Annotated in this window: 22 protein-coding genes and 1 riboswitch; of the genes, 7 read left to right on the top strand and 15 right to left on the bottom strand. The window is 69.7% G+C overall.

The features are described 5' to 3' along the window. Window positions 1-130: 130 nt before the first annotated feature. From ABQJ56_RS02085 to ABQJ56_RS02045, 9 genes are all read right to left on the bottom strand, one after another. On the bottom strand, window positions 131-376 hold the full coding sequence (locus ABQJ56_RS02085) for a transposase (protein ID WP_367843335.1): 246 nt from the start codon (window positions 374-376) through the stop codon (window positions 131-133). A gap of 24 nt (window positions 377-400) precedes the next feature. Beyond that, window positions 401-526 carry a hypothetical protein gene (locus ABQJ56_RS02080; RefSeq protein WP_367843324.1) on the bottom strand — a complete coding sequence of 42 codons (126 nt, stop codon included), beginning with the start codon at window positions 524-526 and terminating at the stop codon, window positions 401-403. Window positions 527-613: 87 nt separating this feature from the next. Further along, window positions 614-1,402, bottom strand: coding sequence for a sulfite exporter TauE/SafE family protein (locus tag ABQJ56_RS02075; RefSeq protein WP_367843323.1), 789 nt, complete (start codon window positions 1,400-1,402; stop codon window positions 614-616). Beyond that, entirely contained in the window at window positions 1,402-1,833 is a 432-nt protein-coding gene (locus ABQJ56_RS02070; protein ID WP_367843322.1) for a protein tyrosine phosphatase family protein, read from the bottom strand. The genes ABQJ56_RS02075 and ABQJ56_RS02070 overlap by 1 nt, the downstream gene beginning before the upstream one ends. Next, window positions 1,830-2,783: a c-type cytochrome gene (locus ABQJ56_RS02065; protein ID WP_367843321.1), complete on the bottom strand. Its 954-nt coding sequence runs from the start codon at window positions 2,781-2,783 to the stop codon at window positions 1,830-1,832. Before ABQJ56_RS02065 ends, ABQJ56_RS02070 begins: the two co-directional genes overlap by 4 nt. Beyond that, a complete protein-coding gene (locus ABQJ56_RS02060) occupies window positions 2,780-3,418 on the bottom strand; it encodes a c-type cytochrome (RefSeq protein ID WP_367843320.1) in 639 nt (212 codons plus the stop codon). Before ABQJ56_RS02060 ends, ABQJ56_RS02065 begins: the two co-directional genes overlap by 4 nt. 10 nt (window positions 3,419-3,428) lie before the next feature. Then, the gene (locus tag ABQJ56_RS02055) at window positions 3,429-4,367 is read right to left on the bottom strand and encodes a substrate-binding domain-containing protein (protein WP_367843319.1); all 939 of its coding nucleotides are present in this window, start codon (window positions 4,365-4,367) and stop codon (window positions 3,429-3,431) included. Between the two features lie 172 nt (window positions 4,368-4,539). After that, window positions 4,540-5,079, bottom strand: a complete 540-nt coding sequence (locus ABQJ56_RS02050; protein ID WP_367843318.1) for a DsrE family protein — start codon at window positions 5,077-5,079, stop codon at window positions 4,540-4,542. A gap of 104 nt (window positions 5,080-5,183) precedes the next feature. After that, a complete protein-coding gene (locus ABQJ56_RS02045; RefSeq protein WP_367843317.1) occupies window positions 5,184-6,020 on the bottom strand; it encodes a helix-turn-helix transcriptional regulator in 837 nt (278 codons plus the stop codon). Window positions 6,021-6,265: 245 nt separating this feature from the next. Between ABQJ56_RS02045 and ABQJ56_RS02040 the strand changes: the two genes are divergently transcribed. The 5 genes from ABQJ56_RS02040 to ABQJ56_RS02020 all read left to right on the top strand — a co-directional run bounded on the left by ABQJ56_RS02040 (window position 6,266) and on the right by ABQJ56_RS02020 (window position 11,413). Next, a complete protein-coding gene (locus ABQJ56_RS02040; protein WP_367843316.1) occupies window positions 6,266-6,514 on the top strand; it encodes a hypothetical protein in 249 nt (82 codons plus the stop codon). A gap of 154 nt (window positions 6,515-6,668) precedes the next feature. Further along, window positions 6,669-7,040, top strand: coding sequence for a MarR family winged helix-turn-helix transcriptional regulator (locus tag ABQJ56_RS02035; RefSeq protein ID WP_437343383.1), 372 nt, complete (start codon window positions 6,669-6,671; stop codon window positions 7,038-7,040). A gap of 34 nt (window positions 7,041-7,074) precedes the next feature. Then, entirely contained in the window at window positions 7,075-8,547 is a 1,473-nt protein-coding gene (locus ABQJ56_RS02030; protein ID WP_367843314.1) for an efflux transporter outer membrane subunit, read from the top strand. 9 nt (window positions 8,548-8,556) lie between these two features. Next, the gene (locus tag ABQJ56_RS02025; protein WP_367843313.1) at window positions 8,557-9,750 is read left to right on the top strand and encodes an HlyD family secretion protein; all 1,194 of its coding nucleotides are present in this window, start codon (window positions 8,557-8,559) and stop codon (window positions 9,748-9,750) included. A 133-nt stretch (window positions 9,751-9,883) separates the two neighbouring features. After that, window positions 9,884-11,413 carry a DHA2 family efflux MFS transporter permease subunit gene (locus tag ABQJ56_RS02020; protein ID WP_367843312.1) on the top strand — a complete coding sequence of 510 codons (1,530 nt, stop codon included), beginning with the start codon at window positions 9,884-9,886 and terminating at the stop codon, window positions 11,411-11,413. A gap of 65 nt (window positions 11,414-11,478) precedes the next feature. Here ABQJ56_RS02020 and ABQJ56_RS02015 read toward each other — a convergent pair whose 3' ends face one another. From ABQJ56_RS02015 to ABQJ56_RS01990, 6 genes are all read right to left on the bottom strand, one after another. After that, window positions 11,479-12,006, bottom strand: a complete 528-nt coding sequence (locus ABQJ56_RS02015; protein WP_367843311.1) for an acyloxyacyl hydrolase — start codon at window positions 12,004-12,006, stop codon at window positions 11,479-11,481. A 287-nt stretch (window positions 12,007-12,293) separates the two neighbouring features. Next, window positions 12,294-15,464 carry an efflux RND transporter permease subunit gene (locus tag ABQJ56_RS02010; RefSeq protein WP_367843310.1) on the bottom strand — a complete coding sequence of 1,057 codons (3,171 nt, stop codon included), beginning with the start codon at window positions 15,462-15,464 and terminating at the stop codon, window positions 12,294-12,296. 209 nt (window positions 15,465-15,673) lie between these two features. Beyond that, entirely contained in the window at window positions 15,674-17,584 is a 1,911-nt protein-coding gene (btuB, locus tag ABQJ56_RS02005) for a TonB-dependent vitamin B12 receptor (protein WP_367843309.1), read from the bottom strand. 128 nt (window positions 17,585-17,712) lie between these two features. Next, window positions 17,713-17,940, bottom strand: a riboswitch (cobalamin riboswitch). A 131-nt stretch (window positions 17,941-18,071) separates the two neighbouring features. Continuing rightward, entirely contained in the window at window positions 18,072-19,214 is a 1,143-nt protein-coding gene (nagA, locus tag ABQJ56_RS02000; RefSeq protein ID WP_367843308.1) for an N-acetylglucosamine-6-phosphate deacetylase, read from the bottom strand. A gap of 126 nt (window positions 19,215-19,340) precedes the next feature. After that, window positions 19,341-20,372: an SIS domain-containing protein gene (locus tag ABQJ56_RS01995; protein WP_367843307.1), complete on the bottom strand. Its 1,032-nt coding sequence runs from the start codon at window positions 20,370-20,372 to the stop codon at window positions 19,341-19,343. Between the two features lie 44 nt (window positions 20,373-20,416). Beyond that, complete coding sequence (locus tag ABQJ56_RS01990; RefSeq protein WP_367843306.1) at window positions 20,417-21,169, bottom strand: GntR family transcriptional regulator; 753 nt, start codon at window positions 21,167-21,169, stop codon at window positions 20,417-20,419. A gap of 214 nt (window positions 21,170-21,383) precedes the next feature. On the opposite strand from ABQJ56_RS01990, the gene zwf reads away from it, so the two are divergent. Continuing rightward, complete coding sequence (zwf, locus tag ABQJ56_RS01985; protein ID WP_367843305.1) at window positions 21,384-22,850, top strand: glucose-6-phosphate dehydrogenase; 1,467 nt, start codon at window positions 21,384-21,386, stop codon at window positions 22,848-22,850. Between the two features lie 5 nt (window positions 22,851-22,855). Continuing rightward, window positions 22,856-23,560: a 6-phosphogluconolactonase gene (gene pgl, locus ABQJ56_RS01980; protein WP_367843304.1), complete on the top strand. Its 705-nt coding sequence runs from the start codon at window positions 22,856-22,858 to the stop codon at window positions 23,558-23,560. Window positions 23,561-23,615 lie beyond the last annotated feature (55 nt).

Genomic DNA, 23,615 nt, shown 5'->3' with positions numbered 1-23,615 from the left:
GCCCAACGGGTCGCGCACTCACCGCTCAACGGCCTCGTTTTACGAGTGATCCAACTATTTTTCCGTCCGAACGTGGATTCAAGAGCGAACGTATGGACGTCCGTTTCATGTTGAATAGATCAGGGCATCCCTAGGCAACGATGGAGCGTACCTTTTCTGTGGCATGTTCGGTGGCACGCAGGGATGCGAGCAAGTGATCCGCAAGCGCGTCGAGACTGCCGAATACCCGGTTGTGGAAATATTTCTCGCGTAGCTCGTCCCATAGATGTTCGACCGGATTGAGCTCGGGCGCGTATGGCGGCAACGTAAGCAAGTGCATGTTCGCCGGCACACACAAGGCGTTGCTGTGATGCCAGCCGGCACCATCGAGCACCATCACGATCTGTTCGCCCGCATGGCGTCAGGCCACCTCGTCGAGGAACACCTGCATACAGTTCGTGTTGACGTGCGGAAGGATCAAGGTGTCCAGCACGCCATGTGCCACGTCCACCGCGGCGTAGGCGTAGGTGTATTCGTGGGTAAGCATGGCCTGGCAGAGCGGCCGTATCAGCTTGGGAGCCCAGCACCGACGCACGTCGCTGATCCGGCCGAACCGGGCCTCGTCCTGGTTCGATCATGATGCTCCAGCCCCAGCATCAAGCCCCAGATTGCGCACCAGCATGTACACCGCCACCGCGATCACGGCGAACGCGAATACCAGGTTGAGCGCGCCGCGGGTGCGCGCCAGCCGCCGTGCCAGGCGGGCGCCGAGCCGGCCGCCGGCAATGCCGGCGGCGACGAACAGCGCGGCCACGCGCCACTCGACCAGGCCGGAGGCGGCGTAGTTGATCGCGGTGGTGGAGGCGAACGCGCCCACCGCCACCAGCGAGCTGCCGATGGCGGCGATGATCTCCATGCCACTGGCGAAGATCAGGCCCGGCACGATCAGGAAGCCGCCGCCGATGCCGAAGAAGCCGGCCAGCGCGCCGGCGCCGAAGCCGGTGGCGCCGAGGCGCGGGAACAGCCGCGGCTTCGGGTAGCTGCTCTCCGCACCATTGCGCCGGCCGCGCAGCATCAGCGCCGCCACCGCCAGCATCAGCACGGCGAACAGCGCGAGCAGGTGGTGGCCGTCCATGCGCTTGCCCAGCGTGGAACCGGATAACGCACCCAGCACGCCGCATGCGGCGAACACCAGCGCGGCGGGCCAGCGCACGTGGCCGGCGCGCGCGTGCGGCACGAGGTTGACGAAGGCGTTGGCGGCCACCGCCACCGCACTGGTGCCGATGGCGAGGTGCGGGTCGTGCAGGCCCACCACGTACAGCAGCATCGGCGTGGCCAGGATGGAACCGCCGCCGCCGATCAGCGCCAGCGAGAAGCCGACCAGCGAGCCGCAGGCCAGCGCCAGCAGGTCGGCGGCCAGCATCAGGGCGACGCGTCCGGTGCGCGATGCAGCACCGCGGGGTGCAACGCGTAGCCGGCATCGGCGGCGATGCGCCGGATGCTTTCGGCATCCAGCGTGCCCGCCATCGCCAGCGCCCACAGGTGGATCGAGCGCGTGCCGGTACGGCAGAACGCCAGCAGCGGCGCGGGCAGCGTGCGCAACGCCGCGGCGAACGCGGCGACATCGGCCTCGCGCCATTGCCCGGAGACGACGGGGATGTGACGCCACGCGAGGCCATGCCTCGCCGCGGCCTGTACGAGCTCGGCGCTGGCCGGCTGGTCCGCCGTTTCGCCGTCGGGGCGATTGCAGACCAGGCTGCGCCAGCCCTGCGCGGCCAGTGCGGCGATGTCGTCCGCGTCGAGTTGCCCGGCCACGCCGAATGCCGGCGTGAGGCGATGCGCGGGCGTGCTCATTTCGCCGCCCCGCTGCCGAGCAGGTGGCCGTTCACCACGGTGCCGTACAGCGACATGGCCGTGTCGTGGTACCTCACGCGCGTGGCGGCCACGTCGCCGGCGTAGCGCGGGTCCTGCGGGCGCTCGTGGGCATCCATGTACATCGCCACGTCCCAGGCGTCCTGGTCGCTCAGCGTGCCGCCGCGGCTGAGCGGCATGTTCGCCTTGATGAAGGCGGCGGCGTTGTCGAGCTGGTGCATGCCCGCGCCCCAGTTGAAGGACTGCGGCCCCCACAGCGGCGGGAACACGTTGCGTCCGGCCACCTGCTGGCCCTGCCCGTCGGCGCCGTGGCACAGCGCGCAATCCTTCGCGTACACCGCGGCGCCGCGCGCGTAGTCGGGCGGCTGCGGCGGTTTGAAGTTTTCCTTGGGATAGCCCGCGCCGGCCAGCTTCACCCCGTTCGGCGCGCCCTTGCTCATCCACCACGCATAGCTTTCCAGCGCCACGATCACGTCGCTGTCCAGCGGTGGCGCCTTGCCGTTCATGCTGAAGCGGAAGCAGCCCTGCAGGCGCTCGCCGAAACTGTTCACGTGGCCGTTCTTCTTGCGGTACTGCGGATACATGCCCCAGGCGCCCCACAGCGGCGCGGAGTTCGCCAGCCGGCCGGCGTCGAGGTGGCAGTTGCTGCAGCTGAGGCCGTTGCCCACGTAGTCGCGGGCGTGTTCCGGCGTGTCGGTGAAGATCGCGCGGCCGAGGCGGATCTCCTCGCCCAGCGGGCCGGCGGGAAGGTCGGCTTCGGCGGGCGGCGTGAATGCGGGGCGTGCCTTGGCCCTGGCGGCGACGCCGGCGGTTTTCGCGGCGCTGGCCGCGGGCGCTGGCGCGGGCTTCGCGGCAGCCGGTGTTTCCGGCGTCGACTGCGAGCATGCGGCGAGCGCCAGCGCGCCGAACCACACGAGCGGCAACGGCTTCATGGCGTGTCCCCCTTGGCCGGCAGCGGCTGCGCGACGAACCAGCCGGCCACGGCCTGGATCTCCTGCGGCGTGAGCTGCTTCGCGACGTGCTGCATCAGCTGAAGCGGATCGTTGCGGCGCGTGCCCTGCTGCCAGGCCGTGAGCTGCGCCGTGAGGTAGGCGGCGGGCTGCCCGGCCAGTGGCGGGAAGTTCGCGCCCACGCCCACGCCACCGGGACCGTGGCACTGCACGCAGCCGGGCAGCCCGCGGTTCCAGTCGCCGCGCTCGGCCAGCCGTTCGCCCCTGGCGTCCGGTGCCGCGGCCGGCTTGGCGAAGCGCGCCGGCAGCGGCATCGCGCTGTAGTACTTCGCCAAGGCCGCGCGCTCGTCCTCGCTGAGCGCACTGGCGTTCGGCTGCATCGCCGGGTTGGTGCGCGTGCCGTTGGCGAAGTCGTCGAGCTGGTGCCGGAGATAGGCCGCATCGAGGCCCGCGAGCCGCGGATAGCCGTTCGCCTCCATGCCGCCGCCGTCGACGCCATGGCAGGCCATGCAGGGCGCGGCGCCCTTGCCGTTGCCCTGCCGGGCCATGGCCGCGGCATCCGCGGCGCCGGCGGCGAGCGGAACCAGCAGGGCGAGAAACCCGAGGATGCGCAGCATGACCCGCTCCTTATTCCGGCGACCGGAAGCCGTACTTGCGGTAGATCGCCTGTGCGGCCGGGCTCTGCATGAAGGCGAGGAAATCCTTCGCCGCCTGCGGGTGCGGCGCGGCCTTCAGGCGCGCGGCGGTATAGGTGGCAATCGCATTCTGCGCCCCGGGGATCGCCACGGTTTCCACCGGGTGATGCAGGATCTGCTGCTGGAAGTACGCCTCGGTGGACCACACCGGCGCCGCGTCCGACTCGCCCTGCAGCACGCGCAGCGGCGACTGCCGATGGTGGATGGTGGTGAGGAAGGTGCTGCCGTCCTGCACCTTGGTGACCATGACCGCGCGGTCCAGCGCGTCGCCGCCGGCCTTGCGGTAGCCGGCCTCGATCTGCTTCGCGATGCCTTCCCACGCCGGGTTGGGCATGCTCACGCGCACGTCGGGGCGGCCGAGATCCTTCAGGCCCTGGATGTGTTTCGGGTTGCCCTTCGCCACCAGGATCGCCAGCGGGTTGCGTGCGTAGTCGGCGGTGGCGGCGAACCAGTCGTGCTGCGCTTGCAGGCGCTCGACCGCGGCCTTGCCGGCGGTGTAGATGTCCGGCCTCAGCGCGAGGCGCAGGTTGCCCATCACCAGCGAGCCGCTCTCGATCTGCTTGGCGAGGATGCCGGGCGGCAGGGTTTCCACGAACACGCGCTGGTACGCAGGGTGTGCCTGCCTGAACGCCGCGACCAGGTCGTGCACCACCATGAACTGGTTGCCGGCGAAGAACACCGTGAGCTGCGGATCGACCACGTCGCCGTGCAGGTCGGCGATCGCGTCGAACGGCGGCGCGCTGAACTGCAGGCCTTGCGGCGGCGGGTTCCAGGGCGGGAGATAGTCGGGTTTGGCTTGGGTGGCGGCCTGGGCGGTGGCGCCGAGCGCGCCGAGCGCGATGGCGGCGAGCCACGTGTACTTGTGTTTCATCGGCATTTCCCCCATAGCAACAGCAGAGCGAGAGCGCGTGCCTGATGCTTGAAATGCGCGTCCTGCGCATTTCAAGCTCGCCGAGTCCGGCGTGGCCGCACTCGGCTCCGCTCGAACCGGCGCGTGCCGCGCCGGTTCGACGTCGGGCCGTCCATGGCCCGGCTGATGCCCCTTACAGGGGCATCAGCGCATAGCCCTGCTGCTGCAGTTCGGTGATCGTGGTGAGCGCGGACAGTGCCACTTCCACGTCCTTCGCCACCCAGGCGTCCTCGAAATGGTTCTCGACCACCGCCTGCCCGCACACCGCCACCGTGACGCCCGCCTTGCGCAGCTGCGCGATCGCGGCGAGGTTGGGGTTGGCCACGCCGAACTTCGCGCGGTAATGGGCGTCGTCCAGCACCAGCGGAGTGGCCGGACCGTAGGCAATGGCGACGAACTTCAGGTGGCCGAGCGGCACGCCCGCGGCGGCGTACAGGTTCACCGTGCGCGCCACGCGCTCCAGCGCAGGATTGACGTGATCGGGCTTGTCGCCGGGCCTGCTCATCGCGAACACCACCTTGTAGGTGGCGTTGCGGTCAGGCATGAACGCCGCGTGCGGCACCGGGTGGAACGCGCCGGCGGCAGTGATGATGGGCGCCGGGTTGTCGCCGGCCATCGCGGCGGCGGGCAGCAGGCCGAGCACGAGCAGACCGGAAAGCAGCGGACGGAGCATGGCGACCTCGCGATTCGTGGCGGCGCGGATGAGCGTCGCCGCATGCTAGGCCCGGCCCGCCGATAAGCCAAGGCGGTTTTAGTGATGATGACAATAAGGCTGGCTTATGCCAGTGCCTCGTCGCGCGCCAGCTCGCCCAACCGCCCGAAGGCCTGTTCCGCTGCGGCATCCGCGGGCACGAAGAAGAACGCGGTGGCACCGTCCGCCTGGGCGTCGCGGATCGGCAGCCGGGTGGAATGCACGCAGAAGTCGCCCAGCTCGGGATGGAACAGCGGCAGCCGCAGCGCGCTCAGCGGCGCGGTCTGCTGCTGGATCCACAGCTGCTCGAACTCCGGGCTGGCGGCGGACAGTGCTGCGATCAGCGTGTCGAAGCGCGCATCGTCGGGATGGCTGGCCTGGCTCATGCGGAAGATCCCCAGCAGGTTCAGCGCGCTGGGCGCGAAGTCCGGATACAGGCGCCGCCGCTCGGGATTGAGGAAGGCGTTCCACACATGGTTGCGCGCGAACGGGCCGCGCTGGGCATCGAAGCCGAACAGCCAGTTGGCCTGCGCGTTCCAGGCCAGCACGTCGAACACCGGGTCGAGCACGAAGGCCGGGCCCTGGTAGCGGTCCAGCAGCACCTGTACCGATGGCGCCAGCTCGAACGGCGGCAGCGGCGGCTCCGGCCGCGCCACGCCGGCCAGCGAAAACAGGTAGGCCTCGTCGGTGGGCGACAGCGCCAAGGCGTGGGCGATGCGCGCGAGCGCCGCCGCCGACACGTTGATCGCGCGCCCCTGTTCCAGCCACGTGTACCAGGTCACGCCGACCCCGGCGAGCGCGGCGACCTCCTCGCGGCGCAGGCCTGGCGTGAGCCGGCGCGTGCCGCGTGGCACGCCGGCCGCCTCCGGTGCCAGCGCGGCGCGGCGTGCGCGCAGGAAGGCCTTCAGCTCGGTGCGTTGCATCGACGTGTGCATGGCGGACCGTGGAGTGGTGGTGGGAGTACCAGCACTGACAGCTGCCTCCCCAGGCTGGTACAGGTCGAGATAAGGTTGGCGGACCCCACGTACAAGGCTGCGCGCAACGCGCGGCCGCTCCTGTCGCAGGCAAGCCCCCGCCGCCCACACGAACCGGATGTTCCGGTCGCGCTTGCGCTGTAACGCTACGACTGCTTTCCACGTCCCTTCCCCATGGAACCGAGGAGACCGCCATGTCGCTGCTTTCCGCCATTACCGAAACAACCGAAGCCGATGCACTCACCGATTTCGTCGTCAACGCGCAGCTGATGCTGGATCCGGCCACACCCGAGGCGGTGCGCCGCGAAGCCGAGCCGCGGCTGCTCGCCGTGCTGCCCACGCTGCAGGCGCTGGGGGTGTTCGAGCTGTTCGCGATCCGCGACCAGGCACTGCGCAACCTGGTGCGGGACGAACTGGAGGCCCGTCAGCCGCGCCGGGGTTGATCTTGCCGGGACAAAATTCAACGCGAACATATTTGCCTTGACAAATATATTTTCGGCAATAGAATGCGCGGCCATGAACAACGCCGCCGCCACTGATTCCCGCGAGAGCCTCGGCATCCTGCTCGGACTGGTGCGCACGGAACTGGTGCGCGCGATGGAGGCGGAGATCGCCACCAAGGGGCTGGACCTGCGCTTCACCCAGTTCCTGATACTGAAGCGGCTGGCCAAGCTGGGGCCGATGGGCGCCACCGAGCTGGCCCGCTCGGTGGAGCTGGACGGTGGCGCGATGACGCGCCAGCTGGACCAGCTCGAGAGCCGCGGCTACCTGCGCCGCTGCCCGCACGAGCAGGACCGGCGCGCGCTGCGCATCGAACTCACCGCCGAGGGCAATGCGCTGTGGCAGCAGCTCACCGACTGCAACGGGCGCGTGCTCAAGGCGGCCCAGCGTTCGCTGAATGCCAGCGAGCGCAGGCACCTGCACGACTACCTGGAACGCGTGCTGCATGCGCTCCGCAACAAAGACTGATCTCCACCCACTCCTGCTTCGAGACCGAAAGCTCATGCGCCTGCATCTCCTTGCGGCAGCGGTCGGACTGACCTTCGCACTGGCCGGCTGCGCCAGCAGCGGCGGCCTGCATCCGGACGGCAAGCCGATAGCCCCGACCTCGCTGAAGACCGCGCACAGCCTGGCGGACGTGCCGGCCGGCGCGGCCTGGCCGTCCGCCGACTGGTGGACCGGCCTCGGCGATCCCCAGCTCGACATGCTGATCGGCGAGGCGCTGGCCGACAACCCGACACTCGCCATCGCCGATGCCCGTGCGCATCAGGCACAGGCGGTGGCGGGCGCGACCGACGCCGCGCGGCAGCCGACCTTCAACGTGGGCGGCAGCGTGGCCGACGCGCGCATCCCCACCACCCTGCCGGGGCTGGGCAACGGCCACATGACGCCGGCCCGCTACGTCTACGGCAGTTTCAACTGGGACATCGACCTGTGGGGCGGCAAGCGCGCCGCCTGGGAGGCGGCGGTGGGCCAGGCCCGCGCCGCCGAGGTCGAGGCCCGCGCCGCACGCGTGGAACTCTCCGCCAACGTGGCCCGCGCCTACGTGCAACTGGGCTATGCCTACACCGAGCAGGACCTGGCCAAGGCCGAGTTGCAGCGCGCCGACGCCGCGCGCAAGCTCACCGCGCAGCGCGTGGCCGCCGGCATCGACAACCAGATGCAGCTGAAGCAGGGCGATGCCGAAGTGGCGAGCGCACAGGAGCAGCTGGCGGTGGCTGGCCGTGCGATCGATGCCGCGCAGTCGGCGCTGTCGGTGCTGCTGGGCAAGGGGCCCGACCGCGGCCGCGAGATCGGCCGTCCTCGCCTGCTGTCGCCGGCCACGCTCGCCGTGCCGGCCAACCTGCCGGTGGATCTGCTGGGCCACCGTGCCGATCTGGTCGCCGCGCGCTGGCGCGTGGAAGCCGCCGGCAAGGACATCAAGGCTGCCAAGACCCAGTTCCTGCCCAACCTCAACCTGGGCGCGATGGTCGGCCTGATCTCGATGGGCGAGGCCAGCCTGTTCCAGTTGCCGGCGCGTTTCTACGACGTGGCGCCGGCGGTGAGCCTGCCGGTCTTCGACGGCGGCCGCCGTCGCGCGGACCTCTCCGGCAAGGACGCGCAATACGACCTCGTGGTGGCGCAGTACAACCAGACCCTGGTGCGCGCCGTCAACGACGTCGCCGACGACGTCGATGCCCTGCAGTCGCTGCAGCAGCAGGCCGAAGCGCAGCAACGCGCGCTGACCGCCGCGCAGGACGCCGAGCAACTCGCCGAGCAGCGCTACAAGGCCGGCGTGGGCAGTTATCTGGAAACGCTCAGCGTGCGCCAGCAACTGCTGGTGGCCGAACAGCGCATGGCCGCGCTGCAGGCCCAGCAATCGGACCAGTCCGTGCAGCTGATCCAGGCCCTGGGCGGTGGCTACCGCCCAACCGCCGACCAGCAACCGCCGGCGCCGGCCGCATCCGTTTCCCCCGCATCCGCACACCATTCCTGAGGCAGACCCATGTCCAGCCAGATCTCCCCAGCGGCCACCACGGCGGCCGCCCAACCGCCGCAGAACAAGCGGCGCGGTTTCCTGTTGCGCATCCTGCTGGCGGTCATCGTGATCGCCGGCATCGCCTGGGCGCTGTGGTACTTCCTCGACGGCCGCTGGTATGAAAGCACCGACGACGCCTACGTGGGCGGCAACGTGGTGCAGCTCACCCCGCAGATCCCCGGCACCGTGGTCACCATCGGCGCCGACGACGGCGACCTGGTGAAGCAGGGCGACGTGCTGGTGAAGCTCGATCGCTCCAACGCCGACGTGGCGCTGGCCGAGGCGAAGGCGAACCTCGCCGCCACCGTGCGCAAGGTGCGCGGCCTGTACTCCAGCGTCAACGGCCAGCAGGCGATCGTGGCGGCGCGCGAGACCGCGGTGGCCAAGGCCAAGGCGGACTACGACCGCCGCGTGGGCCTGGCCAGGTCCGGCGCGATCTCGGCCGAGGAGCTGTCGCATGTCCGCGACGAGCTGACCGCCGCGCAGAGCGCGCTGGTCACCGCGCAGCAGCAGTACCAGACCAGCAAGGTGCTGGTGGACGACACCGTGGTCGCCTCGCACCCCGACGTGCAGGCCGCCGCCGCGCAGTTCCGCGCCGCCTACCTCGACGACGAGCGCACCACCCTGGTGGCGCCGGTGACCGGCTATGTGGCGATGCGCTCGGTGCAGCTGGGCCAGCGCGTGGCGCCGGGCGCGCCGCTGATGGCGGTGGTGCCGCTGCACGAGGTGTGGATCGACGCGAACTTCAAGGAAACCCAGCTCACCCACATGCGCATCGGCCAGCCGGTGACGATAGTGTCCGACGTCTACGGCAGTGCGGTGAAGTACCAGGGCAAGGTGCAGAGCCTGGGCATCGGCACCGGCAGCGCGTTCTCGCTGCTGCCGGCGCAGAACGCCACCGGCAACTGGATCAAGATCGTGCAGCGCATCCCGGCGCGCGTGGTGTTCACGGATCCGAGGCAGCTCGACCAGCACCCGCTGCGCATCGGCATGTCGCTCGCCGTGGAAGTGAACCTGCACGACCAGAACGGCCCGATGCTGGCGCAGCAGCCACCGGCGCAGCCCGCCTTCAGCACCGACGTGTACGAGCAGCAGGCGGCGAAGGCCGACGCGCTGATCGCGCAGATCATCCACGCCAACATGGCGGGCAGTTCAAAGTGACATGCAACTCCCTCCCCTGCGTGCAGGGGAGGGTCGGGGTGGGGTCGCTCTTCGTCGCAGCACCAGGGCACCCCCTCCCAGCCTCCCCCTGCGAACAGGGGGAGGAGCCACTCCCTCGCATCGACCAAGCCCCATGAGCAGCCATTTCCGTCCACCGAATCTCGCCGTCACCACGATCGGGTTGTCGCTGGCCACCTTCATGCAGGTGCTGGACACGACCATCGCGAACGTGTCGCTGCCGACCATCGCCGGCAATCTCGGCGTGAGCAACGACCAGAGCACCTGGGTGATCACCTCGTTCGCGGTGAGCATGGCGATCTCGCTGCCGCTCACCGGCTTCCTCACCCGCCGCTTCGGCGAGGTGAAGCTGTTCGTGTGGTGCACCCTGCTGTTCTCGTTCACCTCGTTCATGTGCGGCGTGTCGCAGAGCATGGGCATGCTGCTGCTGTTCCGCGCGCTGCAGGGCGCGGTGGCCGGGCCGATGTACCCGATCACGCAGAGCCTGCTGATCGGCACCTACCCGAACGAGAAACGCGGCATGGCGCTGGCGCTGCTGTCGATGGTGACGGTGGTGGCGCCGATCGCCGGCCCGATCCTGGGCGGCTGGATCACCGACAGCTATTCCTGGCCGTGGATCTTCTTCATCAACGTGCCGATCGGCATCTTCGCCAGCGTGGTGGTGGCGAACCAGCTGCGCGCGAAGGTGGAGAAGCTCGAGCGGCCGCGGATCGACTACGTTGGCCTGGTCACGCTGATCATCGGCGTGGGTGCGCTGCAGGTGGTGCTGGACAAGGGCAACGACGAGGACTGGTTCAATTCGCAGTTCATCGTGATCACCAGCGTCGTCTCGGCGATCGCGCTGGCGGTGTTCCTGATCTGGGAACTCACCGACAAGGATCCGATCGTCGACCTCAAGCTGTTCCGCCACCGCAACTTCAGTGCCGGCACGCTGGCGCTGGTGCTGGCCTACGCCGCGTTCTTCTCGATCTCCCTGCTGGTGCCGCTGTGGCTGCAGCAGACCCTGGGCTACACCTCCACCTGGGCCGGCTTCGCCACCGCGCCGCTGGGCGTGATCCCGGTGCTGCTGACCTTCTTCGTGGGCAAGTACGCCACGCGCATGGACCTGCGCCTGCTGGCCGCGGCGTCCTTCGTGGTGATGGCCGGCACCTGCTTCATGCGCGCCGACTTCTACGTGCAGGTGGACTTCTACCACGTGGCGATGGTGCAGCTGTGGCAGGGCCTGGGCGTGGCACTGTTCTTCATGCCCACGCTGACCATCCTGCTGTCCGACCTGCAGACGAACGAGATCGCCGCGGGCTCGGGCCTGGCCACCTTCCTGCGCACGCTGGGTGGCAGCTTCGCCGCCTCGATCACCACGCTGATGTGGACGCGCCGCGCGGTGACCCACCACGAGCAGCTGACCGAGCACATCAACCCGTACAACCCCACCGCGCAGGCGGCGCTGCAGCAGCTCAGCCACGGCAACCCGCAGCGCGGCGCCGCGGCGCTCAACGGCATGATTACCCAGCAGGGTTTCCAGATGGGGTTCAACGAGGTCCTGCACGCACTGGGCTGGATCTTCCTGAGCCTGATCGTGGTGATCTGGCTGGCCAGGCCGCCGTTCACGCCGAAGGCGGGGCCGGCCGCCGGCGGCGGCCACTGACGCACGGGCACCCCACACGACAACGGCCCCGAACGGGGCCGTTGTCGTGTGGGGACGGCGCCTGCCTACAGCTCGAAACCCGCGCCCACCAGCGCCATCGTCTCGCCGCGGTTCGGTTCGTGCAGGCTGCCGTTGGAGATGTGCCGCAGCTCGAAGCTGAGGTGGTGCCACTGCCAGCCCACGCTGTTGACGAACTCGTACGGGCTGCTCAACGCCTGGGTGCGGCCGCTGTGCAGCGCGACCTGGAAGCTGTAGAAGAAATGGTGGTACCAGTCACCCGGCTCGCCCGCGCGCAGGCGCACGCCGCCGGCCGCCAGCCAGATCGCCTCGCGGGTGCCGTAGCGGGCATGGCGGTAGCGATCGATGTCGCGGCCATCGATCCAGCCCAGCGACAGGTCGGGTGCCCAGTGCAGGCCGCTGTCGCCCAGCGGGTGTTCGGCGAGCACGCCCTCGGCGAACACGGCGTTGGCGGCATGGCTGTCCATGTAGCTGCGGCCGGCCTGCAGTTCGAACTGGGCGGCGGCGGCAGGCAGGGCAGCGAACGCGAGCGCGACCGCCGCGACGGAAGGGAGGAAACGGGGGAAGTTGATCATGACGAATGCTTGTGGGGGAGGGGACGTTATTCATGAACTATACCGCCCGGTATTGTAAATGAAGCGTCGTCGGCCAGTGTTCGCGCCGGCGGAAACACTGTCCTGCATGCGTCGACGATGCGGTGCCGCCCCGTGCAGGCCCGCGGGAAACCCCGGCTGAAGCCGGGGGCTTCGGGGCGCGCCCACCACCGGCCTCCCGGTCTTCGTCCAGGCCTTGCGCAACACCGGCGCGAACGGGAGGCTGCCGGCCGCGGGCGCGCACGCGCCCTCCCGCGGCCAGCGCGGCGCTACTTCGGAAGCGCCGGCACCTGCTTTGCCAGCTCGCGCTGGCGGCGGATCTCCTCGCGCAGCGCGCGGCGCTTCGCCTTGCGCTCGCGGCGGTCGTGCTGCCACAGGTAGATCGCCGGCGTGCTGAGCAGGGTCAGCAGCTGCGACACGAACAGGCCGCCGAGGATCGCGATGCCCAGCGGCTGGCGCATCTCCGAGCCGGCGCCGAAACCTACCGCCAGCGGCAGCGCCGCGCCCATCGCCACCAGGGTGGTCATGGTGATCGGGCGGAAGCGCACCAGCGCCGCCTCGCGGATCGCCGCCGGCGGCGCCATGCCGCGCTCGCGCTCCGCGACCAGGGCGAAATCCACCATCAGGATCGCGTTCTTCTTCACGATGCCGATCAGCATCAGCACCGCGATCACCGACATCACGGTGAGCTGGGTATGGGTGAGCAGCATGGCGAGGAACGCGCCCATGCCCGCCGCCGGCAGCGTGGAGAGGATGGTCAGCGGATGGATCAGGCTTTCGTACAGGATGCCCAGCACCACGTACATCGCGCCGATCACCGCCAGCAGCAGCAGCAGCGAGTTGGTGAGTGCATCGAGCAGGTTCTCGTTCTCGCCGGTGTACTTCTTCTGCACGCCGTCCGGCAGGTGCGCGGCGAAGATCGCCTGGTCCACCAGCTTCAGGCCGTCCGCCTGGGTCACGCCCTCGGCCAGGTTGTAGTTGATCATCGCCGATTCGGTCAGGTCGTAGTGCTCCACACTCACCGGCGCGACATGCGGCTGGATGCGCGCCACCGCGGACAGCGGAATCATCGTGCCCGCGCTGTTGCGCACGTAGGTGTTGAGCAGCGCGTCCGGGCTCAGCGTGTCGGCCTTGTCTGAGGTGAGCACCACGCGGTACTGGTTGATGTCCGAGTAGATCGTCGAGATCTGGTTCTGGCCGAAGGCGTCGTACAACGCGTCGTCGATCTGGCCCATGCCCAGCTGCAGCCGCGCGGCGGCATTGCGATCCACCTCCAGCATCTGCTGCTTGCCGATGCTGTCAAAGCTCGAGGTGACGTCGCGGAACTGCTTCATGCCGCGCATCACGCGCTCCAGCTCCAGCGTGGGCTGCTGCAGCGGCGTGCCACTGATGCTGGTGAGCTGGAACGAGTAGCGGCCCACGCCGCTGCTGCCACCACCACCCATGTTGATGAACTGTTGCGCGGTAAGCGTCACCGCCAGGTCGGGCACGTTCTTGAACTTCGCAGACAGGCGATCCACCACCTGCTGGGCGGAATCGCGGCGCTCGCCGGGCCGGTCGCCCAGCGGCTTCAGGTCGATGAACAGGTTCGCCCGGTTGGCGGTCGATCCCGGATTGCCGCCGACCGACGCGGTGATGTCCAGCACCGCCGGGTCGGCATGGATCTGCGCCACGATCTCCTGCGTGCGCTTCATCATCAGGGTGGGCGAGATGTTCGCGTCGGCCGTGATGTTCGCGTTGATCAGGCCGGTGTCCTCCTTCGGCATGATGCCGCCGCCGGCGGTCATGCCTACCAGCACCGCCAGCAGGATGGTAAGCACCAGCAGGATCGGCGGCTGCCAGCGCATCAGCCGGCGGTGGTGCATCGCCCAGTCCAGCCCGCGCTCGTACAGGCGCAGGCAGCCCTCGTCGAAACGCTCGGCCCAGCGCTCCAGCCGGCCCGGGCGGCGCACGGCATGCACGTCGTCGCCGGCCAGCCAGCTGCCGCACAGCGCCGGGGTGAGCGTGAGCGAGACCAGCGCCGAGATCACGATTGTGGCGATCAGGGTCACCGAGAACTCGCGCATCAGCAGGGTGAACACGTTGTTGCCGAACACCATCGGCCCGAACACCGCGATCAGCGACAGCGTGATCGAGATCACCGTGAAACCGATCTCGCGCACGCCGGTGAGCGCGGCCTCCAGCGCCGGCATGCCCTTCTCCATGTGGCGCACGATGTTCTCGATCACCACGATCGCGTCGTCCACCACGAAGCCCACGCACAGCACCAGCGCCACCAGCGAGAAGATGTTGAGCGTGAAGCCGAGCACCCACATCAGCACGAACGCACCGGCCAGCGACAGCGGCACGCTGAACATCGCGATCACCGTGGGCCGCTTGCGGCGCAGGAACACCAGCATGACCAGCGCCACCATCACCACGCTCATCAGCAGCGCCACTTCCACCTCGTGCAGCGCCGACATCGTGGTAGGCGTGAGGTCGAAGATCGGGGTGATCTTCACGTCGGCGGGCAACAGGTTGCGCAGTTCGGGCAACCGTGCGCGGATCGCCTGCACGGTGGCCACCGCGTTCGCCTCCGGGCGCTTGGTGATCCGCAGCACCACTGCGCGATGCTCGTTGAACCAGGCTGCGGCGTAGTTGTCCTGCTGCCCGCTGGTGATCGTGGCCACGTCGGACAGGCGCACGGGTACGCCCTTGCGGCTGGCGACCACCAACTGGGCGAAGTCCTGCGCCGTGTGCAGCGCATCGTTGGCACTCACCGTCATCTGGGTGGTGCCGTCGCCGAGCGCGCCTTGCGGCGAAGTGACGTTGGCCGCGCGCAGCGCGTTCGCCACGTCGTTCGCGGTGATGCCGGCATGCGCCAGCGCGGCGGTGTTCAGCGCCACCCGCACCGCATGCGGCGCGCCACCGCCCACCTGCACCAGGGCAACGCCGGGAATCTGCGCCACGGCCGGCTTCAGCAGCGTGTCGGTGAGGTCGTAGAGCTTGTCCGGTGGCAGGCTGGTCGAGGTCAGCGACACCAGCAGGATCGGGATCTGCGAGCTGTCGGCCTTGAAATAGGTCGGCGGGCTGGGCAGTTGCGGCAGGTCGGGCAACGCGGCATTGATCGCCGCTTGCACGTCGCGCGCCATCTGGTCCGGCTTGCGGCCGAAATCCAGCTGCAGAAAGATCTGCGCCCCGCTTTCGGTGGCCGTGGAGGATATGTGCGCCACGCCGGGAATGCGGCCGAGATGCCGCTCCAGCGGCGCCACCACGGTGTTCGCCATGGTCTGCGCGCTGGCGCCCGGCAACTGCGCGGACACCGCCATGAACGGGAACTCGATCGACGGGAACGCCGCCACGCCCAGCAGCAGGTAGGCGCAGAAGCCGGCGATGGCCAGGCCGATCGCCAGCAACGAGGTGCCGACCGGCCGGCGGATCATGGGAGCGAAGATGTTCACGTGTCCTCCGTGGCGCGCAAGCATAATGGGAGAACACGCGCGACCGGCGACGGCACGAGCGGATTCCCGATCATGCGCTCTTTATGCCCGGTCGCACGCCGCGAGGGATGTGCCTGAAGGCGCCCCTGCCAAAAGGCAGGGGCGCTGCATGCAAGAGACCGGGCCGCGAAGAGTCGCCGCGCGGCAGGCCTTCCGTGGCCTGTCGAGGTTCAGTGCGCCGCGGGGCTGTAACGCAGGGTCAGGTACCAGGTGCGGCCGGGCTGGTTGTAGTAGTACACGGTCTCGTACTCGCGGTCGAACGCATTGGCCAGCCTGGCCTCGACCTGCCAGTCCGGCGCGAAGTGCCAGCTCGCGCGCAGCGCCAGCGTGCCGTAGCCGCCGAGGCGGTGCGTGTTGGCGGCATCGTCGTAGCTCTTGCCCGCGGTGTACCACGTGGTGCCGATGCCGAATGCGCCGAAGCGGCGGTCGATGTCGATGCGCGCCATGCGCTCGGGACGGCGCGGCAGCAGGTTGCCGCTGTTGGCGTCGGCGATGGCGTTGCCGATGTCCTTCGGCTGCTGCAGCGTGAGGTAGGCCTGCACCTGCCAGCCGTCGAGGTTCGCGCCAAGCTGGCCTTCCAGGCCGCGGATGCGCGCCTTGCTGACGTTGAACGGCACGTAGTTCCGGCTGGGGTCGAGCAGGATCAGGTCGTCGATCCGGGTCTGGTAGGCGCTCAGGCCCCAGTTCCAGAGGCCGAGCTGCTGGGCCACGCCCAGCTCGGCGCTGCGCGACTTCTCCGGCTTCAGGCCGGGGTTGGCCGAAGGGATGCCGAAGTACGGCGGGTAGTACAGGTCGTTGAAGGTCGGCGCGTGGAAGGCCGTGCCGTAGCTGGCGTATACGCGCAGGCCATGGTCGAAGTGGTAGCCCCAGGCCGCCGCGCCGGTGTCGTGGCCGCCGTACTGCTGGTTGTGGTCGTGGCGCACGGAGAGCTGCACTTCGTTGCGGCCGAACGTGCCCTGGTACTGCGCGTAGGTGCCGGTGTCGTCACGGTTGTCGGCGAGGTAGCCGGTGCTGCTGTCGACGTGTTCCTGCTGCCAGTCCGCACCCACCGTCAGCAGCTGGTTCGAAGCGAGCGCGATGTCGTTCTGCCACGAGAACTGGTTGCGGCGCGAGTTGATGTAACCGGTCTGCGCCAGCGGGTAGTACGTGCCGTAGTACGTGCCCTGGTAGTAGGTGGTGGCGAGATCCTTGCCCTGGCCCGCGTTCAGCGTGACCTTCCACGCCTCCAGCGGCGAGAAGCTCAGCCGCACGCCGGCCACGCGCTGCTCGTTGACGGCGTCGTTGCCGCCGTACGGGCTGCCGGCGTATTCGACGTCGTTCTTGCTGCGCAGCCAGGTGAAGGCCAGCTCGGTGCCGTTGTCCCAGCGATAGCCGGCATTGGCCGCGCCGTTCCAGTTGCGGTAGGCGTCGTCGCGCGCATCGTCCACGAAGCAGCCGGCCATCGCCTCGGCCGCGCCCATCCTGCAGCCGGGAAAGCCGCTGGTGTATTCGCCGCCCAGGCTGAGGTTGTACCAGGCGTGGCGGTCGCCGCCGGACAGGCCGGCCTGGCTGCCGAACAGGCCGTGGCTGCCCGCGGTCATGCTCAGCGACGGCGCGATGCCGCCATCGGACTGGCCGTGGCGGGTGAAGATCTGGATCACGCCGCCGATCGCGTCGGCGCCGTACAGGCTGGAGCGCGGACCGCGCACGATCTCGATGCGTTCGATCTGCTCCACCGGGAGCTGTTCCAGCGAGGCGAAGCCGGCTGTGACCGAGCCGATGCGCACTCCGTCGATCAGCACCAGCGTGTGCGTGGAGTTGGTGCCGCGCAGGAACAGCGTGCTCAACTGGCCGATGCCGCCGCTCTGGGTGACGTTCACGCCGGGCAGGCCGGTGAGCAGGTCCAGCACCGACGCCGGCTGCAGCCGCTCGATGTCGGCGCGGGTGATCACGGTGACCGAGGACAGTGCATCGTCGGCGGTGATCGGTGTGCGGGTGGCGGTGACGATCACCGGTTCCAGTGCGCTGGCGTCGTTCTGGTCGGCAGCGTAGGCGGAGGTCAGGCAGCACAGCAGCGCCGCGGCCAGCAGGGTCTTCTTCACGTCTCGTTCCTTGGCCGCACACCCGCACGGCGCATCGTGTCCAACGGACCGGCGTACGGAAACGGGAAGGCGGGAGCAGGCAGGTACGGCAGCAGCCGGACGCGTCTGTCCGGCCTCGCCCACCGCGAGCCAGCAGTCATGTCCGGGCCGGTCTCCGGGCTCGCGAGCGGACGATGTCCGGATCGTCCCGCGTGGCGCCTTCCCGTGTCCTCGACACAGTGGCGGATGGCCGCGCGTGTACTCGCTTACCGTTGCGGGGGCAGCGCCGGCCTTGCAGTGTGGAACACCACGCACCGGCTTCCCGTTTCATCCCTACGGCGACATGCCATCGGGACACCTGAACCGCCCAAGTCTAGCGGCGGATGGCCATCAGCGGCAATGCGCACGCGGGAACCCTGGAACCGCATGGCGGGGACAGCCCGGGAGCGGCTTCGGCCGCGATGCTTGCGGATGGATGCATCGCAAGCCATCGCGGCGAGAGCCTCTCCTACAAGGCGGCGGCGCCGCCTATCCAGCTCTGCCGCACGCGGCAGCCGGCATCCATCGCGACGAGGTCGGCGCGATACCCGACCGCGATGCGGCCGTGGCTGGCGCCGAGGCCGAGGAAATCGGCGGGATAGGTGCTCGCCATGCGCACCGCCTCGTCCAGCGGCAGGCCGAGCATGTCGACGCTGTTGCGCACGGCGGTGGCCATGTCCAGCGCGGAACCGGCGAGCACGCCGTTCGCGGTCTGGCAGATGCCGTCCTTCGCCACGATGATTTCGCCGTTGAGCAAGTACTCGGGAGAATCCGCGCCCACCGGCGGCATCGCGTCGGTGACCAGCAGCGTCTTGCCGCGCGGCTTGGCGGCGACCGCGTTGCGCAGGGCGGCGGGGTGCACGTGGTGGCCGTCGACGATGATGCCGCACCAGCTGCCGGGATCGTCCAGCGCCGCACCCACCACGCCGGGTTCGCGGCTGCCCAGCGGCGTCATCGCATTGAACAGGTGGGTAAAGCCGCGCACACCGGCGGCCAGCGCGGCGCGGATGGTGGCGTGGTCGGCGGCGGTGTGGCCCGCGTTGACCAGCACGCCGGCCGCGGCGAGCCGCGCGATGATCTCGTGCGGCACCTGATCGGGCGCCAGGGTCACCAGGCGCACGCCGCGATGCGGCGCGCAGATCATGGCGAGCTCGTCCTCGCCGGGCACGTGGAACCACCGGGGATCGTGCACGCCCTTGCGCGCGGGCGCCAGCCACGGGCCTTCCAGGTGCACGCCGAGCAGGCCGGGCACGCCTTCGTCGAAGGCGGCATCCACGGCGGCCAGCGCGGCGCGCATCACGTCGGTGCTGTCGCTGATCAGGGTGGGCAGGAAGCCGGTGGTGCCGAACCTGCGGTGCGCCGCGCCTATCGTGCGTATCGTTTCCGCCGTGGGCGCGGCATTGAACAGCGCGCCGCCGCCGCCGTTCACCTGCACGTCGATGAAGCCCGGCACCAGCAGCGCGCCGGCCAGATCCTGTGCCTGCGCGGCGCGCACTTGCGGGTGATCGTTCGGCAGCAGCGCTGCGATGCGCTCGCCTTCGACCAGCACGGCGAGATCGCCGCGCCAGCCGTGGGCGGTGAGGACGCGGGCGTGGGTGAGGGCGGTGGTCATGGCGGACATCTCGATGGAGGAGTGCTCCCTCCCCTGCCTGCAGGGGAGGGCTGGGGTGGGGTCGCTCTTGTCGCAAAAGCCACCCTCCCGACCTCCCCCTGCAAGCAGGGGGAGGAGAAAAGCGGGTCACACGGTCTCGGTGACCTTGTTGAGATGCGGCGGCACGTCGGGATTGAAACCGCGGCGCAGCGCCAGCGCGCTGGTGGCGCGGTAGAAGCTCTGGATGGTCAGCAGCGGCGTGCACAAGGCGGGCAGGCCGGCGGCCAGCGGCAGGAAACCGTCGCCGGTCCGGCCGGGCGCGGCCACCAGCACGTTCGCGCCGCGGCCACGGAACTCGCGCGCCACCGCCAGCGTGCTCTCCAGCGTATCGTCGTCCTGGGCGAAGCACAGCACCGGGAAATCCGGGCCGACCAGGGCCATCGGGCCGTGCTTCACCTCGGCCGCGCTGAACGCCTCCGCGTGCAGACCGCAGGTTTCCTTGAATTTCAGCGCCGCCTCCAGCGCGGCAGCGAAGCCGAAGCCGCGGCCCACCACGAACAGGTTGTGCGCGTCGGCGAGGCCGTCGACCAGCGCCGACCAGTCCGCGTGCCAGCCCGCGCGCAGCGCACCGGGCAGCGCCTCCAGCGCGGCGAGCAGCTTCGCGTCGCCGTGCCAGCGCGCGCACAGGTGCAGGATCGCGGCCAGCGCGGCGAGGTAGCTCTTGGTGGCGGCCACGCTGCGCTCGGGGCCGGCGTGCAGCGGGATCACCGTGTCGGCGAGCTCCGCCAGCGGCGAATCCTCCACGTTGACCATCGCCACCACGCGCGCGCCGGCGGTCTTCGCGGCCTGCGCGTTGCGCACCAGGTCGGGGCTCTTGCCCGACTGCGAGATCGCGATGAACAGCGCGCCTTCCCACTGCTGCGGCGCGGCGTATACCGAGGTCACCGAGGGCGAGGCCGAGGCGGTGACGATGCCGAGCTGGGTCTCGAACACGTATTTCGCGTAGGCGGCGGCGTGGTCGGAGCTGCCGCGCGCGCAGGTGACGATGAAGCGCGGCGGCTGCGCGCGCAGCGCGGCGGCGAGCTCGCCCACCACGCGCTCGTTGGCGGCGAACTGGCGTGCCACCACGTCGGCGGATTCGTGCGCTTCGCGGAACATCAGGGTGTCGCTGGCGTGCATGGGCTTCTCGTGTATGGGGGCATCGCGCGGTGCGCGACGGGGGATCAGTCGGCGTGCAGCTCGGCCACGAAGTCGTAGATGTCGCCGCGGTACCAGGAGCAGGTGAACTCGACCACGCGGCCATCGTCGAGGAAGCTGCGCCGCTCGATGTTGAGCCCGGCACTGCCCGCGGCCACGTGCAGCAGGCGCGCGTGCTGCGCGCCCAGCGACACCGCGCGCAGGCGCTGCAGCGCGCGCTTCGGGCGGCAGCCCAGCGATTCCAGCACCTCGTACAGCGAGTCGCGCACCAGCGTCGGGTCGGGCAGCACGCTGGCTGGCACCACGCTGCGCTCGATCGCCAGCGGTTCGTCCTGGCCGTAGCGCACGCGGTGCAGCCGCGCCACCAGCGAGCCGGGCGACAGGTTCATCGCCATCGCCTCCTCCGGCGTCACCTCGCCCACGCTGCGCTCGAAGAATTCCGAGCGCGGGTGCAGGCCGCGGTCGCGCAGGTCCTCGGTGAAGCTGGACAGCCGCGACATCGGCTTGACGATGCGCTCGGCGATGAAGGTGCCCGCGCCGTGGCGCTGGGTCAGCAGGCCCTCCTCGACCAGGCCGGCGATGGCCTTGCGCACGGTGACGCGCGAGAGCTTGAGCGCCTGCGACAGGTCACGCTCGCTGGGCAGCGCCTGGCCCGGCTCGATGGCACGGTGCTCGACCACGTTGCGGATCGCGCTGCGCAGCCGCAGGTAGGCCAGCGGCTGGTGGCTGGCCGGGTCACGGCAGATGCGGCGGTATTCACGGGCCAGGGCGGTTTCCATCCGGAGAAGATACCAATAGCAAACCATTGGCCGCAAGTCGTCTGGCCATCCATTTTCCCGGCATGGGCGAAAACCGGGTCTCGTGGCGGCATTTGCGGCCTCCATGAATTCGTATGCAAGGCAGTGCTTGCCCTGGTATTCCACTGGTACTATCGTCACGGCTCGGGCTGAAACCCCCACGGCCCGCCCTCTTCCCCCGTACCGAGGTGCTTGCGTGACGGCTACTTTCCAGAAGGTCGACACCTTCGACCTGGTGATCTTCGGCGGCACCGGCGATCTCGCCCTGCGCAAGCTGCTGCCCGCGCTGTTCCACCGCTACGCCGACGGCCAGATCCCGGCCGGCAGCCGCATCGTCGGCGTGGCCCGCGAGCCGCTGGACGACGCCGGCTACCGCGCCCAGCTGCGCGATTCGCTGGCCGGCAACGGCGCCGATCCCGGCAAGCTCGATGCCTTCCTGCAGCAGGTGTTCTACCGCCCGCTGGACGCGCGCAAGGACGAGGGCTGGGACGCGTTCGCCGCGCTGATCGGCGAACAGCCCGGGCACGTCCGCGTGTTCTACCTCTCCACCTCGCCCGAACTGTTCGAGGACATCTGCCGCCGGCTCGGCGAGTGCGGCCTGAACGGCGAGCACTCGCGCGTGGTGCTGGAGAAGCCGATCGGCCGCGACCTCGCCAGCGCGAACCGCATCAACGACGCGGTGGGCAAGGTGTTCGCCGAATCGCAGACCTATCGCATCGACCATTACCTCGGCAAGGAAACGGTGCAGAACCTGCTGGCGCTGCGCTTCGGCAACGCGCTGTTCGAGCCGCTGTGGAACGCCAGCCACATCGACCACGTGCAGATCACCGTGGCCGAGACGCTGGGCCTGGGCCGCCGCGCCGGCTACTACGACCGTGCCGGCGCGCTGCGCGACATGGTGCAGAACCACCTGTTGCAGCTCCTGTGCATGGTGGCGATGGAGCCGCCCGCCTCGCTGACGCCCGACGCGGTGCGCGACGAGAAGCTCAAGGTGCTGCGCTCGCTCAAGCGCATCGACGACAGCAACGCCGGCCAGCTCACCGTGCGCGGCCAGTACCGCGCCGGCGTGGCGGAGGGCCAGTCGGTGCCGGGCTACCCGGACGAGCTGAACGGCGCGAAGTCGGACACCGAGACCTTCGTGGCGCTGAAGGCCGAGATCGAGAACTGGCGCTGGGCCGGCGTGCCGTTCTACCTGCGCACCGGCAAGCGCCTGCCCGAGCGCGTGTCCGAGATCGTGGTGGCGTTCAAGCCGGTGCCGCATTCGATCTTCGGCGCCAGCGCCGGCCCGCTGGCGCAGAACCGGCTGGTGCTGCGGCTGCAGCCGGACGAAGGCGTGAAGCTGTGGCTCACCATCAAGGATCCCGGCCCCGGCGGCCTGCGCCTGCGCCACGTGCCGCTGGACATGAGCTTCGCCGAGGCGTTCGGCGTGGCGCAGCCAGACGCCTACGAGCGCCTGCTGCTCGACGTGGTGCGCGGCAACCCCACCCTGTTCATGCGCCGCGACGAGGTGGAAGCCGCGTGGCGCTGGGCCGATCCCATCCTCGCCGCATGGGCCGAAGGCAACGAGGCGCCGCGCCCCTACGCCGCCGGCAGCTGGGGCCCCAGCGCCGCGGTGGCGCTGATCGAGCGCGACGGCCGCACCTGGCACGAGGACAGCGAGTAAGCGCCATGTCCAACGTGACGACGCACAGCTTCACGAATTGCGGCGCCCAGGCCGTGGCGCTGGCCGAGCGCGTCGCCACGCAGCTGCGCGAGGCGATCGCGGCGCGCGGCACGGCGGTGATCGCGGTCTCCGGCGGCAGTACCCCGAAGGATTTCTTCGCGCGGCTGTCGCGCGAAGCGCTGGACTGGGCGAAGGTCGCCATCACCCTGGTCGACGAACGCTGGGTGCCGGACACCGACGAACGTTCCAACGCGAAACTGGTGGAAACCACCCTGCTGCAGGACGCGGCCCGGGCCGCCCGCTTCGTGCCGCTGTACACCGGCGCACCCACGCCGGAAGCGGGCCTGGCCGAGGCCGGGGCGCGCATCGCCGCGCTGCCCGCGCCGTTCGACGTGGTGGTGCTGGGCATGGGCGAGGACGGCCACACCGCCTCGTTCTTCCCCGGCGGCGACCACCTCGCCGCGGCGCTGGATCCGCACGGCACGGCGAAGGTGCTGCCGATGCACGCGCCCGGCGCCGGCGAGCCGCGCATCACGCTCACGCTGCCCGTGCTGCTGGATACCCGCGCGCTGTATTTGCTGGTGAGCGGGGAGAAGAAACGGGATCTGCTCGCCGACGTGCGGCTGGGATTGGCCGACGCGAAGAACCATCCGGTGCGCGCGGTGGTGCAGCAGGATCGCGTGCCGCTCGCTGTGTACTGGTGTCCTTGATCGGAGCGGTCGCGGCCCATGGATGGGCCGCACGTCGGTCAACGGCGAACCCGTT

The sequence above is a fragment of the Rhodanobacter geophilus genome, from assembly GCF_040812275.1.
GTDB lineage: Bacteria > Pseudomonadota > Gammaproteobacteria > Xanthomonadales > Rhodanobacteraceae > Rhodanobacter_A > Rhodanobacter_A geophilus.
The sequence above is the reverse complement of the archived record's forward strand: the minus strand, read 5'-3'. Positions and strand labels throughout refer to the sequence as shown.

Bases quoted from the DNA above. Each gene is read 5' to 3' on its own strand.
- ABQJ56_RS02085 (WP_367843335.1), bottom strand. From the start codon at position 376: ATGGTGCTCGATGGTGCCGGCTGGCATCACAGCAACGCCTTGTGTGTG.
- ABQJ56_RS02080 (WP_367843324.1), bottom strand. From the start codon at position 526: ATGCTTACCCACGAATACACCTACGCCTACGCCGCGGTGGACGTGGCA.
- ABQJ56_RS02075 (WP_367843323.1), bottom strand. From the start codon at position 1,402: ATGCTGGCCGCCGACCTGCTGGCGCTGGCCTGCGGCTCGCTGGTCGGC.
- ABQJ56_RS02070 (WP_367843322.1), bottom strand. From the start codon at position 1,833: ATGAGCACGCCCGCGCATCGCCTCACGCCGGCATTCGGCGTGGCCGGG.
- ABQJ56_RS02065 (WP_367843321.1), bottom strand. From the start codon at position 2,783: ATGAAGCCGTTGCCGCTCGTGTGGTTCGGCGCGCTGGCGCTCGCCGCA.
- ABQJ56_RS02060 (WP_367843320.1), bottom strand. From the start codon at position 3,418: ATGCTGCGCATCCTCGGGTTTCTCGCCCTGCTGGTTCCGCTCGCCGCC.
- ABQJ56_RS02055 (WP_367843319.1), bottom strand. From the start codon at position 4,367: ATGAAACACAAGTACACGTGGCTCGCCGCCATCGCGCTCGGCGCGCTC.
- ABQJ56_RS02050 (WP_367843318.1), bottom strand. From the start codon at position 5,079: ATGCTCCGTCCGCTGCTTTCCGGTCTGCTCGTGCTCGGCCTGCTGCCC.
- ABQJ56_RS02045 (WP_367843317.1), bottom strand. From the start codon at position 6,020: ATGCAACGCACCGAGCTGAAGGCCTTCCTGCGCGCACGCCGCGCCGCG.
- ABQJ56_RS02040 (WP_367843316.1), top strand. From the start codon at position 6,266: ATGTCGCTGCTTTCCGCCATTACCGAAACAACCGAAGCCGATGCACTC.
- ABQJ56_RS02035 (WP_437343383.1), top strand. From the start codon at position 6,669: ATGGAGGCGGAGATCGCCACCAAGGGGCTGGACCTGCGCTTCACCCAG.
- ABQJ56_RS02030 (WP_367843314.1), top strand. From the start codon at position 7,075: ATGCGCCTGCATCTCCTTGCGGCAGCGGTCGGACTGACCTTCGCACTG.
- ABQJ56_RS02025 (WP_367843313.1), top strand. From the start codon at position 8,557: ATGTCCAGCCAGATCTCCCCAGCGGCCACCACGGCGGCCGCCCAACCG.
- ABQJ56_RS02020 (WP_367843312.1), top strand. From the start codon at position 9,884: ATGAGCAGCCATTTCCGTCCACCGAATCTCGCCGTCACCACGATCGGG.
- ABQJ56_RS02015 (WP_367843311.1), bottom strand. From the start codon at position 12,006: ATGATCAACTTCCCCCGTTTCCTCCCTTCCGTCGCGGCGGTCGCGCTC.
- nagA (WP_367843308.1), bottom strand. From the start codon at position 19,214: ATGACCACCGCCCTCACCCACGCCCGCGTCCTCACCGCCCACGGCTGG.
- ABQJ56_RS01995 (WP_367843307.1), bottom strand. From the start codon at position 20,372: ATGCACGCCAGCGACACCCTGATGTTCCGCGAAGCGCACGAATCCGCC.
- ABQJ56_RS01990 (WP_367843306.1), bottom strand. From the start codon at position 21,169: ATGGAAACCGCCCTGGCCCGTGAATACCGCCGCATCTGCCGTGACCCG.
- pgl (WP_367843304.1), top strand. From the start codon at position 22,856: ATGTCCAACGTGACGACGCACAGCTTCACGAATTGCGGCGCCCAGGCC.